This window comes from Micromonospora sp. NBRC 101691, assembly GCF_030269285.1.
In the GTDB taxonomy this organism is placed as follows: Bacteria; Actinomycetota; Actinomycetes; order Mycobacteriales; family Micromonosporaceae; genus Micromonospora; species Micromonospora echinospora.
The window spans coordinates 140,019-156,155 of sequence record NZ_BSTB01000006.1 but is presented as its reverse complement, the minus strand read 5'-3'; the positions used below and the strand labels follow the sequence as shown (position 1 = coordinate 156,155).

Here is a 16,137-nt window from a genome sequence, read left to right as displayed (position 1 = left end):
CCTGCCGTTTCCCGTCCGTGGAGTATGTCCCATCGTCCACAGTGCCGCGTGGGCCGGTCCGGCATGCCTGGTGGACCGATCAGCGCGAACGGCCTCGGGTGACCCGCTACCGTCGGGCGTGTTCCCGGTGGATCGCGTGACCGCCGCCGACGGGCGGTCCGGCCGGGAGTCAGGTCACCACGGTGAAGCCGGCCCGCAGCAGATGCTCGTCCCGGGAGGACGCGCCGACGAGCAGGTCGAACGCGCCCGGCTCGACGACCCGTGCGCCGTGGGCGTCGACGAGCGTGCAGTCCGCCACGTGCAGGGTCAGCTCGACCGTACGGGCCTCGCCGGGGGCCAGCCCGACCTGCCGGTACGCCTTCAGCTCCTTCTCCGCCCAGGTGACCGAGGTGACCGTGTCGCTGACGTACACCTGCACGGTCTCCCGGACCGGGCGGCGACCGGTGTTGCGGACCTCGACCCGGGCGCGCAGGGTGTCCCGTGCGGTGACCGTCGGGGTCAGCACGCGCAGGTCGGTGTACTCGACGGTGGTGTAGCTCAGGCCCTCGCCGAAGGCGAACGCCGGGCTCTGGGTGAGGTCGGCGTACCGGGTGCCGTGCTGGCCCCGGATCTGGTTGTAGTAGGTGGGCTGCTGGCCGGCGTGGCGGGCGAAGGAGATCGGCAGTCGGCCCTCCGGTTCGGTGAGCCCGAGCAGCAGTTCGGCGATCGCCCGGCCCCCGCGCATGCCCGGGTTGGCGGCGAAGACAACGGCGGCGGCGGAGAGCGCGGCGGGCGGCAGCACCAGAGGCTTGGAGGCGATCAGGACGACGATCAGGGGCCGGCCGGTGGCGGCGAGCGCGTCGAGCAGGGCGACCTGGGCGCCGACCAGTTCCAGGGTGGCGGTCGACTTGCCCTCGCCGACCAGTTCGATGCGGTCCCCGACGACCGCGACCACGTAGTCGGCGTTCCGGGCCGCCTCGACGGCCTCGGCGATGAGTCGCTCGTCGGGCGCGGCGGGGACGACCACGGGGGGTCGGGGTTGCCCGTCGGGGAAGAACGCGCCAGCGGGGTCGGGGCCGAGGGTCAGGATGTCGGCCCCGCGGGCGTGGGTGACCGTCCAGTCCGCCGGCACGTGCGCGCGCAGCCCGTCCAGGACCGTCTGGGTCAGGTCGCGGGGGTGCCCGTCGGGCAGCCAGTCGGCCTGTCCGGAGGCGCCGGCCCAGTCGCCGAGCTGGGTGTGCGGGTCGTCGGCGTTCGGGCCGACGACCGCGATCCGGCGGGGCGTCGGGTCGTCCCCGGCGACGGCGCGGCCGGTGTCGTCGGCGGTGAGTCCGCCGGCCAGCGGGAGGGTGCCGTCGTTGCGGAGCAGCACCAGGCTGCGGCGGGCGACCTCCAGGTTGAGCGCGGCGTGCGGGGCGCTGCCGATGACCTGCGCCTGGCGCTGCGGGTCCGGCCGGCGGGGGTCCTCGAAGAGTCCCAGCTCGAACTTGAGGGTGAGGATGCGGGTGACCGCCCGGTCCAGGTCGGTCTCGTCGAGCAGCCCGCGGGCGATCGCGTCCTGGGCTCCCTGGAAGAAGGCCGGTGTGGTCATCACCATGTCGTTGCCGGCCCGCACCGCCGCCGCCGAGGCCTCGGCGTGGTCGGCGTGGATGTGCTGTTCCCAGACCATCCGGCCGACGTTGTCCCAGTCGGTGACCAGGGTGCCGGTGTAGCCCCACTCGCCGCGCAGGACCTCGTCGAGCAGCCAGCCGTTCACCGTGACCGGCACGCCGTCGATGGACTGGTATCCGAGCATGAACGTGCGGCAGCCCTCGCGGGCGACCCGCTCGAACGGCGGCAGGAACCAGGAGCGCAGCTTCCGCCGGGAGATGTCGGCCTCGCTGGCGTCCCGGCCGCCCTGGGTCTCGGAGTACCCGGCGAAGTGCTTCGCGCAGGCCAGCACCGCCGTCGGGTCGGCCAGGCCGGTGCCCTGGTAGCCGCGCACCATCGCCGAGGCGAACTCGCCGATCAGGAAGGGGTCCTCGCCGAACGTCTCGTCGACCCGACCCCAGCGCAGGTCCCGGGCGATGCACAGGACCGGGGAGAAGGTCCAGTGGACCCCGGTGGCGGCGGCCTCGACGGCGGTGGCGCGGGCGACCCGTTCCGCGAGCGACGGGTCCCAGGTGGCGGCCATACCGAGCTGGGTGGGATAGATCGTCGCGCCGGCCCAGAACGAGTGGCCGTGGATGCAGTCCTCGGCGACGAGCAACGGGATGCCCAGCCGGGTCCGGGCGGCCCGGTCGACCGCCTCGACGACATGCTCGGGTGAGGCGTGCAGGATCGATCCCACGTGCATCCGCTCGACCAGGTCGCGCACCCCGTCCTGGGCCGAGAGCTGGAGCATCTGGCCGACCTTCTCCGGCACGGTCATGCGGGCGAGCAGGTCGGTGACACGGTCGGCGACCGGCAGGGCGGGGTCGCGGTACGGCGCTGTGGGCACGCGGATGTTCCTTCCCGGACGCCGGGGGCGTCGCGATCGCGGTGGTCCGGGAGCGACTGGTCGCCGTGACTCCCGTTCGGCACCTCCGACTGTGGACCGGGGACGCCGTCCGGGGCAACCGCCGTCGTCCGTGCTCGTCGGTGACACCGTCCGCCGGCTCACCTGCCCATTCGGCGCTGATCCACTTTGCACAAAGATCGCCGTCAATCACATTTCCCCTGGTCACGTGCGGAACACCCACCACGGCGGATTCGAAAAGGAGACCGACCACCCGGGAAAAGCCGATGACCAGGCACCTTGTCCATTACGGAACTTCCAGTACCAAAAAGCCGCTCGGGAGCGTTAAGGTATCGATGTACGCCGGTGCGTTGTCGCGCGGCATTCGTGATCACGTGGGGTTCGGCACCACCCGTCGAGCCGTGGAGAAGATCACGGAAGTCGGATGACGGCTGGTCATGTGAGGCAGCGCGGCAGACGGCGCGTGACCTCACACGGCGATATCGGACCGTCCGCCACGACGGTCGGCACGGAAGGGTCGAGTTGCTTCGGATCTGGCGAACGGAATAGCAAGGCTAGCCTTCGGCGACCCCACTCGAACGGCGAGGTTCACGTGAAGACAGAGACGTCTCTCCCCCCGGTCACGGGCATGCCTCCCAGCATGCCTTCCCACCCGGAGGGAATCGTGATCGACTGGTCGGCACCGCGCGCCTGCCCGGTCGAGAGCAGGCGAATGACCAGCACAAAGGCTGACGTTCCGGCGGGACAGGTCTTCTGGTTCGGACGCTCGACCCGGACCGTGGCGGTGGAGCCGTACGCCCCGCACGCCATCGGCGCGGTCCGCGCGCTGCCGCACTGCTGGTCGCTGTCTAATCTGACGAGCAACACGACGTTCGTGGTGGAAAACCTCGAGGGTGGGACCGAGTTAATCAAGGTGGCACCCCGACGACTCGACGCGGTGGTGCCGTTCGAGATGTCGAGAGTGCTCGTTCCCTCGGCCGGTGGACTGCTCGAAGTCAGGGTGTTCGCGTCGCCGCCGACATTTCTCGACTCACGGATGTCCGACATCGCTTCGCATATTTCGCTACCCGTACTGGATGAACAGACCAAGTACTTCCTGGTGCTCGTCGCACTCTGCGAACCACGACTGCGCGGCTCCTCCACGGCGGCCGTACCGTCGGTGCAGCAGATCATCGAGCGGCTGCGACCGGCGCCCGGGTTCGCCAATGTGAACCGCAGCAGCATCAACTACCACATCGACTATCTGCGGCAGTACAAGTTGCCCATCGACGAAGAGTCGATGTCGTCCTACGGCGGCCGGATGCACTCCAAGCGCGAGGCACTGGTCGCCTTCGCGCTCCGCTACGACCTCGTCCGGGAGGAACACCTCAACCTCCTGCCCGGCCGACGGGAGTGGTCGGGTCAGCCCGGCGGGCGCTGGGCGCACGTGGGCTGACCCCGCGCTCACCCGTCGACCACCGCCCGGGAGGTCGCCACCGGCGCCCCGTCGAGCAGGGCGGCGATGCCCGCCAGGTCGGGTTGCCGCAGCAGCGCGGAGGCCCGCAGCCGGGCGCCGGTGGCGTTCTCCAGGGCGGCCAGCAGCCGCGCGACCATCAGGGAGTTGCCGCCGATGTCGACGAACCGGTCACCCAGGGTGGCCTCCGGCCGGTCCAGCAGGTCCCGGCACACGCGCAGGACCAGTCGCTGCTGGTCGGTGAGATCCTCGGCGTCCCCGGGCGTCGTGGCCGACGTCGGTACCAGGTCGCGCAGGGCCGCCCGGTCGGTCTTGCCGTTCGCGGTCACCGGCATCGACGGGACGACCCGCAGGACGCCGGGCACCGCCTGCTCGGGCAGCCAGCCCCGGACCCGGGCGAGCACCTCGTCGGCGTCGATCCGGACGCCCGGCCGGGGCTGTACGAAGGCCGTCAGGCGGGTACCGGCCGGGGACGAGGTCGCCACCACGGCGGCCCGGACCACGTCGGGATCACGTTCGAGCGCCGCCTCCACCTCCGCCGGTTCGATCCGGACCCCGCTCACCTTCACCTGGTCGTCGACCCGGCCGAGGAACTCCAACACCCCGTCGGCGCCCATCCGGACCCGGTCGCCGGTCGGGTAGACCCGGTCGAGGCCGGACAGTTCCGGTGGCGGGGACACGAAGGGCGGGCCGCCCCGGTCACCGAAGCAGGCCAGCGCCAGCCCGGTGCCGCCGATGCGCAGCTCGCCGGGTTCTCCCCGGGCGACCGTGCGCCCCGCCGGGTCGGTGACGCAGACCACCGCGCCCGGCACCGGACCGCCGACCGGTGGCGGCCCCTCCCGGTCCGGGCGGCCGGTCAGCCGGTGCACCGTGGTCGTCACGGTGGCCTCGGCCGGGCCGTACATGTTGTGCACGGTCGCGGTCACGTCCGGACCCGGCCAGCGGCGCAGCCGCTCGCCGCCGATCCCCAGGTGCCGCAGGCGCAGGTCCGCCGGCCACGGCCGGGCCAGCACCAGATCGGCGATCGGGGTGGGAACGTTGCTCACCGTCACCCCGTCCCGGGCCCACCACCTGGTCAGCAGGTACGGGTCCTGACCGGCCCCGGCAGGCGGGACGGCTAGGGTCGCCCCGGCGCACAGCGTGGCGAACAGTTCCATCACGTGCGGGTCGAACGCCGGGTTGATCAGGAGGCTGTGCCGCTCCCCCGGTCCCAGGCCCGCGTGGTCGTGGTACCACCGCACGAGCGCCGCCAACGAGTCCTGTCCGACGGCGACGGCCCGTGGGGCGCCGGAGGTGCCCGAGGTGAGGACGACGTAACCGGTGCCGGCGGGCACCGGCGCGGCCTCCGGCGGCACCGGCGGGAACACCGCCACCGTGATCCCCGCCGTCGAACCGGGGATGCCGGGAAGCGGAGTCCCGTCCCCGGGCGTCGCGTCGGCCCGGTCCACCACGCACGGCACCCGGACGGTCCGCCGCACCAGGTCGAGGCGCTGCCGGGCGCACCCCGGCCCGAGGGGCAGGTACACCGCTCCGAGGCGGACGACCGCGAGGGCGGTCGCCACCAGCTCGACCGAGCGGTCCAGCCGTACGCCGACCACGTCCCCCGGTCGCACCCGGTCCCGCAACGCGTCCGCCGTACGGTCGGCGAGCGCGCCCAGCTCCGCGTACGTCAACCGTCGGTCGCCGTCGTCGACGGCCACGCCCGTACCCCGGTCGGTCCGGTGCCGCAGCCAGTCGCGGACCTCCGCCCCCTCGGCGGGTGGCGGCGGCAGCGGACCGCCGTGCGCGATGCTCCACGCCACGTCGTCACCGACCACAGTGTCGTCCCGCACGCCGTACCCCTTCCCTGCCTCAGCCGAGGCCCATCGCCCCGGCGATGATGACCTTCTGGATCTCGGTGGTGCCCTCGATGATGGTCATGGTCCGGACCTGCCGGTACAGGAACTCCAACGGATGTCCCCGGACCCAGCCGGTCGCCCCGTGGACCTGCAACGCCCGGTCCACCACCCGGACCGCCATGGTGGAGGCGGTGAGCTTCGCCAGCGCGGCGTTCTCCGGCGGCTCCACGCCCGCGTCGACGAGCCGGGCGCAGGCGAGGGTGAGCACCTTGGACGCCTCGAGTTCCGCGCGACTGGTCACCAGGTGCTCCTGCACGTGCTGGTAGTCGCCGATCGGCCGGCCGAAGGCCCGGCGGTGCCGGGCGTACTCCACGCCGAGGGAGAGCGCGTACTCGGCGATCCCGTTGCACTGCGCGGCGACCATCAGCCGGCCCCGGGAGAGGCTGCCGATGCTGGCCCCGAGCGCGTCCGGTGCGGTGGGGTCGCCGAGCAGCGCGTCGTCGGGCACCTCGGCGGCGTCCAGCACCAGTTCGTGCAGCACCTCGCCGGACATGCCCTCGTAGCGCTGCCCCAGCCGCATCCCCGGGTGCCCCTGCTCCAGCACGAAGACCGCGGGTCGCCGGTGTCCCGCCGGCGTGTCGACCGCGGCGACGACGAGCACCAGGTCGGCCCGGGCCGCGTTGCTGACGAACGTCTTCCGGCCGGTGATCACCCAACCGCCGTCGACCCGCCGGGCGGTGGTGGTCAGGCGGAAGGCGTCCGATCCGGCGTCCGGCTCGGTCAGCGCCAGGCACCGGGTGCGCTGTCCCCGCACGAGGGGTTCGAGGTACCGCTTGACCTGCGCGTCGGTTCCACCCAACAACAGCGGGCTCGGCCCCTCCGATCCGGCCAGGGCGTAGGGCGCCAGCCGGCAGCCGGTGCGGCCGGCGGCGTGGTTGAGGGCCACCACGGCGCTGAACGGCATTCCGCTGCCGCCCAGCGACTCGGGGTAGTCGCCGGCGTAGAAGCCGAGCTGGGCCGAGCGCTGCCGGACGTAGGAGCAGAGGTCGTACGAGGGGTGGCCCGCCTCGCCGAGTTCGGCGGCCAGCGGCTCCAGTTCCCGGCGGACGAAGGCGCCGAAGGAGTCGAGCAACTCCCGGTGCTCGTCCTCGAACACCGCTGCCGGCTCGGTCACGGTCGCACCACCCCGATCGTCGTGTCCCGGTTCACGGCGTCCTCACCGGTCGGCCAGGACGGTCTGCAGGAGGCGGCGTTCCCGGAACTCCCCCATGCCGACGGGCGGCAGGCCCGGCATGGGTGCCGGCCGCCCGCCGGACGCCATCCACCGCCAGGTGTCCGTCACGGTCTCGCCGACCGGCCGGCAGGTGAGACCGGCAGCGGCCGCCGCCGCGCCGGAGGTGTCCCAGGCGGCCCGGTTCCCCGGGACGTCGGGCAGCCACAGCGGCATCTCCCACCACGGGAGCACCTCCCGGGCGAGCAGCAGCTCCTCGGGAGCCCAGACCAGCTCGGCGTCACTGCCGGTGGCGGTCACCGCGTGGTCCAGCCACGCGCCCATGGTGGTGTTCGGTCCGTCCGGGACGGTGTTGAGGACGCCGCTGGCCCAGCTCTCGACCCGTTCGACGACGAACCGGGCGAGGTCGCGGACGTCCAGCAGCTGGAGTGGGCGGGACGGGTCCCCGGGGGCGAGGACGGGTCCGCCCCGGGCGATCCGGTCGAGCCACCACAGCGCCTGGCCGATGTTGTCGTGCGGTCCGACGATCGTGCCCGGCCGGACGACCAGCGTCCGGTCCGCCGGGTAGACCAGGCGCACGGCCTGCTCGCAGCCGACCTTGCGCGGCCCGTACCGGCGGTGGTCGGCCGGGTCGCCCTCCTCGTCCGGTTCGCCCACGTGGCACGGCGAGTCCTCGCGCACCGGCACCGACTTCCAGTCGGGGTAGACGGAGACGCTGGAGACGAAGGCGTAGAAGCCGGTGCCGGGGGCGAGGACCCGGGCGGTCCGCAGGACGTCCGCCGGGACCAGCCCGGACGGGTCGACGGCCGCGTCGAAGGACCGTCCGTGCAGCGCGCCCAGCCCACCGTCGTGACTCCGGTCGCCCCGTACGGCCTCGACGCCGGGGGTGTCCGGGCCGGTCCGGCCCCGGTTGAGGGTCGTCACCGCGTGGCCCCGGGCGAGGGCGTCGGCGACGATCGCGCGGCCGACGAAGGAGGTGCCGCCCAGGACGAGGATCCGCATGCCCGCCATCAGCCGCCGTCGCCCGTGCGTCCCTCGGCGGCCAGGGCCGCCCGCACCGACCCCGCCAGCTCCGCCACCACGGGGGCGGCGTACACGCTGCGCAACGGCAGGTCCAGCTCGTAGGTCTCGTTGATCCGGGCGGCCAGTTCGATCGCCAGCAGGGAGTCGCCGCCCAGGTCGAAGAAGTTGTCGTCCGGGCCGACCTCCGGCACCCCGAAGAGTTCGACGAAGAGCGCCCGCACGGTGGTGAGGATCGCCCCGTCGGACTCCGCCCCGGCGGCGTCGGTGACCGCCGGGCCGTCCTCGACCGCCACGGCCGCGCTGGCGGCCACCGGGGCGGCGGGACCGTTGTCCGCCGGGGCGGCGGGAGCGTCGTCGCCCGGCGCGGTGCGGACGACGTCGGCAGGGACGACGTCGGTGGGGGCGGGGCCGGTCGGCGCGGACACCGGGGTCGGCGCGGTTCCGGCGTCCGGGGCCGGCGCGGTCGCGGGTTCCGGCAGGTAGGAGCGCCGTTCGAAGGGGTACGTCGGCAGCGGCACCCGGCTGCGCCGCTCCCCCTCGTACAGACACCAGTGCGGCTCCAGACCTGCGGCCCAGAGCCGCCCGAGGGCGGTGAGGAGGGCCGCGTACGTCGACCCGTGCTCCGCCGGCAGGGAGGCCAGGACCGTGTGGCGGCGCAGCGCGTCGGGGCGGGCGGCGAGCGAGTCCGTCAGGGTGGTGCCGCGCCCCACCGCCAGCAGCGTCAGCGCACGCCAGCCGAGCAGCGTGTCGAGCGCGGCGTGGAAGGAGCCGGCGGAACCGGCGTGCGCCACCCAGTGACCGACCGGGTCGACGGCCTGCCGGGTGTCCATCCAGCCGCCGGTCAGGTCCGACACCCACGGCAGCGCGGGCCGGCGGGCGGGCACCCGGCGGGCGAGGTCCGCCAGGTCGGCCCGGGCGGTGCCGGCGTCCCCGTCCCGCCGGACCCGGGCCCGCTGGGCCACCAGCGGCAGGGCCTCATCGGGGCGGAGCACCCCGGCCACGCAGGCGGCGGTGTACGCCCCGGTGCCGTGCCCGGCCACCGCGACCGGCTCCACACCCCAGCGCCGCCAGAGCACGGCCAGCGCGTACTGCACGACGAAGGTCACGCAGGCCTCGACCACCGGGTCGGTCCCGACGGACTCCCGGCGGAGGACCGCCTCGCGCAGGTCCACGCCGAGACCGGCGGGAGCCGCGTGGACGCACTCGTCGACGGCGGTCCGGAACACCGGCTCGTGCGCGTACAGCTCGGCCACCGGCGGGTGCGCCGGTTCCCGGTCGGCGAAGAGGTGCACCACGTCGCCGGCGACCGTGCCGGTCCGGCCGGCGCTCGGGCCCGGAACGGTCAGGGCCGTGGCGTCCGCGCCCGAGGCGCACACCGCGAACCGGCGGTACGGATGCCCGGCGCGGCTGTGCTGGAGGGTCCACGCGACGTCGGCGAGGCCGGCGTCGGTCCGGTCGGCCGCCGCCCGGGCCACCCGCGCGGCGGCCGTGTCGAGCGCCCCGGCGCTGCGGGCCGATACGGTCAGCAGGTGCCACGGACGGTCGGTCGGGGTCACCGCGGGCGTCGGGGCCTCCTCGACCACGACGTGCGCGTTCGTCCCGCCGATGCCCATGCCGCTGATCCCGGCCCGCCGGACCCCGGCGGAAGGCGTCCAGTCGCAGAGCGTGGTGTTGACGACGAACGGGCTCGCGGCAAAGTCGATCTTGCGGTTCGGCTCCCGGAAGTGCAGGCTCGGCGGGATCCGCCGGTGCCGCAGGGCGAGCACGGTCTTGATGAACCCGGCGACGCCGGCCGCCGTGTCGGCGTGCCCGATGTTCGTCTTGACCGAGCCGATCCGGCAGAACCCCCGCGCGTCGGTGGTGCCCCGGAAGGCGTTGGTCAGCGCCTCCACCTCGATCGGGTCCCCGAGCGGGGTGCCGGTGCCGTGTGCCTCGACGTAGCTGACGGTGTTCGCGTCCACCCCGGCCACCGCCTGGGCGGCCCGCACCACTTCGGTCTGCCCGTCCACCCCGGGCGCGGTGAAGCCCACCTTCGCGGCGCCGTCGTTGTTGACCGCCGAACCCCGGATGACGGCGTGGACGTGGTCGCCGTCGCGCAGCGCGTCGTCCAGCCGCCGGAGCACGACCACCCCGACCCCCTCGCCGCTGACGAAGCCGCTGCCCGCCTCGTCGAAGGCGCGCACGTGCCCGTCCCGGGACACCGGACCGCCCTTGCTCCACGGCACGAGGGCGTTCGGCACGACCGCCGAGACCCCACCGGCCAGCGCGGCCTCGCAGTCCCCGGCGAGCAGCGCCTGGGCCGCCAGGTGGATCGCCACCAGCGACGTGGAGCATCCGGTCTGGACGGTCACGGCCGGGCCGGTCAGGCCCAGCTTGTAGGCGACCCGGGCGGTCAGCAGGTCCATCGAGTTGGCCAGCCGCACCGCCCAGTCGTCGACGGTCAGGTGCTCCCGCACGTGACGCTCGTACGACGACTGCGAACTGCCGGCGTACACGCCGACCGGCCAGGGGCAGCGGGCCGGGTCGTAGCCGGCGTCCTCCAGCGCCTCCCAGGCGCACTCCAGGAGCAGCCGGTGCTGGGGATCCAGCATCGTCGCCTCACGCGGGGTGAAGCCGAAGAACGCCGCGTCGAACCGGTCCGCCCCGTCGAGGATCCCCCGACCCGGGGTGTACGTGTGCCCGCCGGACTGACGGGCCGGAAACCGGGTGATGGACTCCACGCCGCCGCTGAGGTTGCGCCAGAACTCGTCGAGGTCCGCGGCCCCCGGGAACCGCCCGGCCATGCCGACCACTGCGATCAGGTTGCTGTCAGGGTTCACGGCTGCGTCCGTTCGTCCAGCGGTACGGCTTCGTGGGGTTGGTCGTCGGCGCCGCCACGGCGGGCCCGGGCGCGCGCGAGACGGTCCCGCCCGGCCAACCGGGCCGGCCCGAGGTCGGGCCGCCTCGACGGCTCCCCCTCCCCGCCGGCCAGGTGGGCGGCGATCGCCTCGACGGTGGGATAGCGGAACAGCGTCACCACCGGCAGGTCCAGCCGCAGTTCGCGGACGAGCCGCGCGTGGACCCGGAGCAGCAGCAGGGAGTGCCCGCCGAGGTCGAAGAAGTTGTCGGTCCGGCCGACCCGGTCGACGCCGAGGACCTCCCGCCAGATCCGGGCGATCTGTTCCTCCCGGTCGGAGGCGAGCGGGACGTCCGACCGGGTCGCGGTGGCCACCACCGGCGGGAGGTCGTCCCGGCGGACCTTGCCGACCGGGGTGCGCGGCAGCTTCGGCACCGGCACGAAGACCGAGGGGACCAGGTGCTCGGGCAGGCGGGCGGCGAGGAAGGACCGCAGCGCTGCGTGCTCCGGCGCGTCGCCGTCCGGCCCGGGTTCGACGTAGGCGACGAGCTGCGCCTCCCCGGTGTCCACCCCGGCGGCGAGCAGCACGTACGCGTCGCGGACCCCCGGGTGCTCGACCAGCACCGACCGGATCTCGCCCGGTTCGATCCGGTACCCCCGGAACTTGACCTGGTCGTCGAGGCGACCGGCGAACCGCAGCCGGCCCGAGGTGTCGCGGTAGCCGCGGTCGCCGGTGCGGTACACCCGCTGCCCGCCGAGGGCGTCCACGTCGCCGAAGGACCGGGCGGTGGCCGCCTCGTCGTGCAGGTAGCCCCGGGCCAGGCCGGCGCCGCCGATGGCGATCTCGCCGACCGCGCCGTCGGGCAGCGGCCGTCCGGACCGGTCCACCACGTACGTGCGGGTGCCCGGCAGGTCGACGCCGAGCGGCACGGTCGCCGTACTGGCCAGGTCGTCCCCGGTCACCTCGTGCACCGTGGAGGTCACCGTCGCCTCGGTGACGCCGTAGGCGTTGAGGACGGTGGTCGGGCCCGCCCCGACCAGCTCCCGCAGCGACTCGCCGGTGACCGCCTCGCCACCCACGACCAGCAGCCGGGGCCGCCAACGCCCGTCCCGCCACGCCGAGGCGAGTTCCGGCGCGACGGTGAGGACGTAGCTCGTCGGCAGGTTCGCCACGGTCACCCGCCGCGCGGCCGACACCGCGACCAGCTCCGGTGCACCCAGGACCTCGCTCTGCGGGACCACCAGGCGGGCGCCGACCGCCAGGGTCGGCAGGATCTCCTCCAGGGCGACGTCGAAGTGCGGCTGGGTGAACGTCAGCACCCGGTCGTCCGGCGTCAGGGCGTAGCGCCCGACGATCGCGTCGACCAGGTGGGACAGCGCGGCCCGGCCCACCGCGACCGGTTTCGGCACGCCGGTGGAGCCGGAGGTGTGGATGACGTAGGCGACGTCGTCGAGGGGGACCGCCGGCCGGGCCGCCGGCCACCGGTCGCCGTCGAGCACGGCGAGGGGGGCGGGGAGGGCGGGCAGCCGGCCGGCGGTGGTCGCGTCGGTGAGCACCAGCGCCGGTCGTAGCCCCTCCAGCAGCAGGTGGAGCCGGTCGGCCGGGTCGGCGGCGGACATCGGGCAGTACACCGCGCCGACCCGCGCGCAGGCCAGCAGCGCGACCACCACGTCCAGGCCCCGGGGCAGCAGCACGGCCACCGGCTGCCCGGGGCCGACACCGGCGGCGGTCAACGCGGTGGCGGTGCGCCGCACCAGGGCGTCGAGGTCCCGGTAGGTGAGGGTGCGGGCTCCGCTCACCACGGCGACCGCCTCGGGGTCGCGGTCCGGGGCGAGCAGCTCGCCGGAGACGACCGGGTGGGCGGGCTGCTCGGCGACGTCGGCGGCGGGCGGGGCGGGGGTCGCCGCGAGCGACGCGACCGGGGCCGTGGGCGGCGCGTCCAGGTACGCCTCGACGAGCGCGGCGAGCCGGTCGGCGAGCAGGCGGACCGTCTCGGCGGAGAACAGGTCGGCGTCGTAGTCCCAGTGCAGGTCCAGCGCGGCCGGGCCGACCCGGGGCCCGACGACGCGCCGGGCGTCCGGGATGAACACCAGGTCGAGGTCGAAGCGGGTGGTCCCGAAGTTGTGACCCTCGGAGAGCACCACGTCCAGGCCGGGCACCCGGACGTCGGGCACGCTGTCGTCGACACCGCTGAAGGCGATGTTGAACAGTGGGTTCTCCACGCCGCTGGTGTGCCGGCCGATCTCCCGGGTGAGCTGCTGGATCGGCACGTCCTGGTGCGGGATGGCCCGGATCAGGGTCTCGGTGACGTCCGAGAGCATGTCGTCCACCGGGGTCTGTCCGGACAGGCGCAGCCGCAGCGGGATGGTGTTGACGAACATCCCGACCGACGTGTCGACGGCGTCGTAGCGGTTGCCGACGGCGGTGCCGACGATCAGGTCGTCCTGGCCGCAGTGCCGGCGGACGAGTTCGGCGAAGAGCCCGAGCATCGTGGTGTAGACGGTGTGTCCGCTGGCGACGCTGCGCGCCCGGATCCGGTTGGCCACCTCCGGGGCGAACCGCTGCCGGTGCTGCGCGCCACGGTTGCGGCGGACCGCGCCGGGCCGGGCGAGGCCGGGCAGGGTCGCCTCGAACGTGGCGTCGGCCAGTTCCCGGTGCCAGAACGCGAGACTCTCCGCGCGGTCGCCGGGCGGGACGGCGGCCACCCGGCGCAGGTGCTCGGTGTAGGAGACGGTCGCCGGCAGCTCGACCGGCGCACCCGCGACGAGGGCCCGGTAGGCGCGGAACAGGTCACCGACCAGGATCAGGAAGGACCGGCCGTCGTGGATCAGGTGGTGCTCGACGTGGATCAGCCGGTGCTCCCGCGCACCGGTCCGCACCAGGCACCAGCGGACCAGCGGGGCCTCGTACGTGTCGAAGCTCGTCGTGGCCTCGGCGCGGACGACCTCGTCGAACGCCGCGTCGACGTCGGGCTCGCCGGAGATGTCCACGCTGCGGAAGCGGGGTCGGCAACGGTCGCGCACCCGCTGCGCGGGCCGGGCGTCCGGGGTGTCGGCCAGCTCCAGTCGCAGCCCGTCGTGGTGGTCGAGCACGTGACCCAGCGCCGCGTGCACCGCGTCCACGTCGAGATCGCCGCGCACGACGACGAACGCGGTGAAGTTGTAGGCACGGCTACCCGGGGAGAGTCTCTCGTGGACCCAGACGATCTCCTGGGACGGTGAGAGGTCGAACAGACCTTCCTGGCCCATGTCACACCTTCGTCTTCTCGGTTCGGCGCAGGCACTGCGGTGCGCAGCGGACACGGCGACCACGGCGGGCGGGACCGCGAACCGACCGTAGCCAGCGGCGTACGGCAGCGGTCCCTGACAGGTGACAGGCTCCTGCCGCCGCCGGGCTCGGTTACGTTTCCGACGCACCAGCGCCGAGGGAGGTCGACCGACGTGACGACGGTCTGGGACGAGCTGGCGGACCGGCTCCACGGCCTCGCGGAGGAGGCCGGCGGGTGGCTGGTGGCCGCGCCCCGGGACGCGGTCTTCGTGCCGCCGGGCGGATCGCTGGACCCGACCTTCGTCGAAACCGCGCTGGCGGTGCCGGAGACCTCCTTCGTGCTGTGGGACGCCGCGAACGTGCGCCGCCACGTGGGGTTCGTCCAACAGGCGCTGGCCGAACACGGCATCGGGCTCGCCGTCGGGCTCAAGGCCTGCGCCAACCGGACCGTCCTGTCGATCCTGGCCGGGATGGGCCTGCTCGCCGACGCGCAGTCCCCGGGTGAGGTGAGGCTCGCCCGGTCGGTGGGCTTCGACACGGTCACCGCGACCGGCCCGGCGTTCCGCCCGCCGGACCTGGACCGACTGCTCCGCGACGGGGTGCTGCTGGACGTCCAGTCGCCCCTCCAGTTCAGCCAGCTGGAGGAACGCGGCACCGTCGAGCCGGTCGGTTTCCGGGCCCGGGTACGCCTGCCCGAACGGCTGCGGCACCCGTCGACGTTCGACGTGGTGAGCAGGTTCGGCATCGAACTCGACCGGAACGGGCTGGAGCGGGTCGCGCGCTCGCCGTTGACGGTGGAACGGATCCGGGTGCACACCGGCGAGGCGCTCTCGGCCGACGTGGCCCGCAGCCTGGAGTACCGGGCCCGGTTGGGCGTGCTGCTGGCCTCCGCGTTCCCCGACGTCCGCGAGATCAACCTGGGCGGCGGTTTCCTGGCGCTGTCCCGGAACCCGTCCGCGCTGCCGGAGGCGTTCAAGCGGGTCGGCGAGGTGTTCGACGCGGCGGCCGGACCGCTCGGCAGACGGTTGCGGTGCTGGACGGAGCCGGGCTCCGCGCTGCTGCTGGACAGCGCGTACCTGGTCACCGAGGTGCTGGACGTCGACCCGGCCCGGCACGCGGTCACCGTCGCCGCGTCCCCGTGGAACGTCGCCCCGTGGACCTTCGCCACCGTGCACGTGCTCGACGGGGGCGAGCCCTGGGAGTTCGTCGGCGACGTCCACGGCCCGGCGCTGTACGAGAACGACCGGCTGCGGCGCACCGAGCGGCACCGCCCGACCGGCCGGCTGCCCCGGGTGGGCGACCGCCTGGCGGTCAGCTCCTTCGGGTCGTACACGCTGGTCCACGGCCGGACGTTCGGGCAGATCCCGCTGCCGCAGCAGTACATCTTCGACGCCAACGGATGGCAGGAGGCGCCATGAGCCACATGAACTGGATCGTCTCGGCCGACGAGGAGGACGGCGGCACCGGTCTGGTCGGTCGGATCGACCTCGATCTCGACGTCGACGAACTCGCCAAGGCCGCCGACGAGCTGCTGACCCACCGTCCGCTGATCTTCGACCAGACCCAGCAGCTCGCCGTCCAGATGCGCGCGGGCTCGTCGGACCCCTGGTACGAGTCCTGCTACCAGGAGAAGGACATCGCCCCGGAGACCGAGTACGACCAGCTGGTCCCCGAGCTGCGGGGCACCTACTTCGAGGAGGTCGTGGCGCGGTTCCCGTTCCCGGTGTTCCGGACCCGGCTGATGGCGTTGACCGCGCGGACCTGCTACTCGGTGCACCGCGACGACACCGCCCGGCTGCACGTGGCGATCCGGAGCAGCGAGCACGCGGCGTTCGTCTTCGTCGAGCGCAACGAGGTCTTCCGGGTGCCCACCGACGGCAACGCCTACCTGCTGAACACCACCGAGGTGCACACCGCGCTCAACGGTGCCCGGGACCTGCGGCTGCACCTGGTGGCCGGCGCGGCGCTGGACACCTCCCGGTGACCGACACGCACCGGCGCGGACCACGGGC

At 74.0% G+C, this 16,137-nt stretch carries 9 protein-coding genes; 3 read left to right on the top strand and 6 right to left on the bottom strand.

Annotated features, from left to right (window positions below):
• Positions 1-169: 169 nt before the first annotated feature.
• On the bottom strand, positions 170-2,458 hold the full coding sequence (locus QSK20_RS12550; RefSeq protein ID WP_285788782.1) for an exo-beta-d-1,3/1,6-glucosidase: 2,289 nt from the start codon (positions 2,456-2,458) through the stop codon (positions 170-172).
• A 682-nt stretch (positions 2,459-3,140) separates the two neighbouring features.
• Between QSK20_RS12550 and QSK20_RS12545 the strand changes: the two genes are divergently transcribed.
• Positions 3,141-3,911 (top strand): serine/threonine protein kinase, encoded by a 771-nt coding sequence (locus tag QSK20_RS12545; RefSeq protein ID WP_285788781.1) that lies wholly within the window; start codon positions 3,141-3,143, stop codon positions 3,909-3,911.
• An 8-nt stretch (positions 3,912-3,919) separates the two neighbouring features.
• On the opposite strand, the gene QSK20_RS12540 is transcribed toward QSK20_RS12545, so the two are convergent.
• The 5 genes from QSK20_RS12540 to QSK20_RS12520 are packed head-to-tail and all read right to left on the bottom strand — an operon-like array spanning position 3,920 to position 14,106.
• A complete protein-coding gene (locus tag QSK20_RS12540) occupies positions 3,920-5,761 on the bottom strand; it encodes a non-ribosomal peptide synthetase (RefSeq protein ID WP_285788780.1) in 1,842 nt (613 codons plus the stop codon).
• Positions 5,762-5,780: 19 nt separating this feature from the next.
• Positions 5,781-6,941: an acyl-CoA dehydrogenase family protein gene (locus tag QSK20_RS12535; RefSeq protein ID WP_285788779.1), complete on the bottom strand. Its 1,161-nt coding sequence runs from the start codon at positions 6,939-6,941 to the stop codon at positions 5,781-5,783.
• Positions 6,942-6,983: 42 nt separating this feature from the next.
• Positions 6,984-8,000: an NAD-dependent epimerase/dehydratase family protein gene (locus tag QSK20_RS12530; protein WP_285788778.1), complete on the bottom strand. Its 1,017-nt coding sequence runs from the start codon at positions 7,998-8,000 to the stop codon at positions 6,984-6,986.
• An 8-nt stretch (positions 8,001-8,008) separates the two neighbouring features.
• A complete protein-coding gene (locus QSK20_RS12525; RefSeq protein ID WP_285788777.1) occupies positions 8,009-10,840 on the bottom strand; it encodes a type I polyketide synthase in 2,832 nt (943 codons plus the stop codon).
• On the bottom strand, positions 10,837-14,106 hold the full coding sequence (locus QSK20_RS12520; RefSeq protein ID WP_285788776.1) for a non-ribosomal peptide synthetase: 3,270 nt from the start codon (positions 14,104-14,106) through the stop codon (positions 10,837-10,839). The genes QSK20_RS12525 and QSK20_RS12520 overlap by 4 nt, the downstream gene beginning before the upstream one ends.
• 192 nt (positions 14,107-14,298) lie before the next feature.
• On the opposite strand from QSK20_RS12520, the gene QSK20_RS12515 reads away from it, so the two are divergent.
• Together QSK20_RS12515 and QSK20_RS12510 are read left to right on the top strand one after the other, a co-directional pair.
• The gene (locus QSK20_RS12515) at positions 14,299-15,543 is read left to right on the top strand and encodes a type III PLP-dependent enzyme domain-containing protein (RefSeq protein ID WP_285788775.1); all 1,245 of its coding nucleotides are present in this window, start codon (positions 14,299-14,301) and stop codon (positions 15,541-15,543) included.
• Entirely contained in the window at positions 15,540-16,109 is a 570-nt protein-coding gene (locus QSK20_RS12510; RefSeq protein WP_285788774.1) for a hypothetical protein, read from the top strand. Before QSK20_RS12515 ends, QSK20_RS12510 begins: the two co-directional genes overlap by 4 nt.
• Positions 16,110-16,137 lie beyond the last annotated feature (28 nt).

What these genes read in the sequence shown, in the direction of transcription:
- QSK20_RS12530 (WP_285788778.1), bottom strand. Translation starts at nt 8,000, where the DNA reads ATGCGGATCCTCGTCCTGGGCGGCACCTCCTTCGTCGGCCGCGCGATC.
- QSK20_RS12510 (WP_285788774.1), top strand. Translation starts at nt 15,540, where the DNA reads ATGAGCCACATGAACTGGATCGTCTCGGCCGACGAGGAGGACGGCGGC.
- QSK20_RS12520 (WP_285788776.1), bottom strand. Translation starts at nt 14,106, where the DNA reads ATGGGCCAGGAAGGTCTGTTCGACCTCTCACCGTCCCAGGAGATCGTC.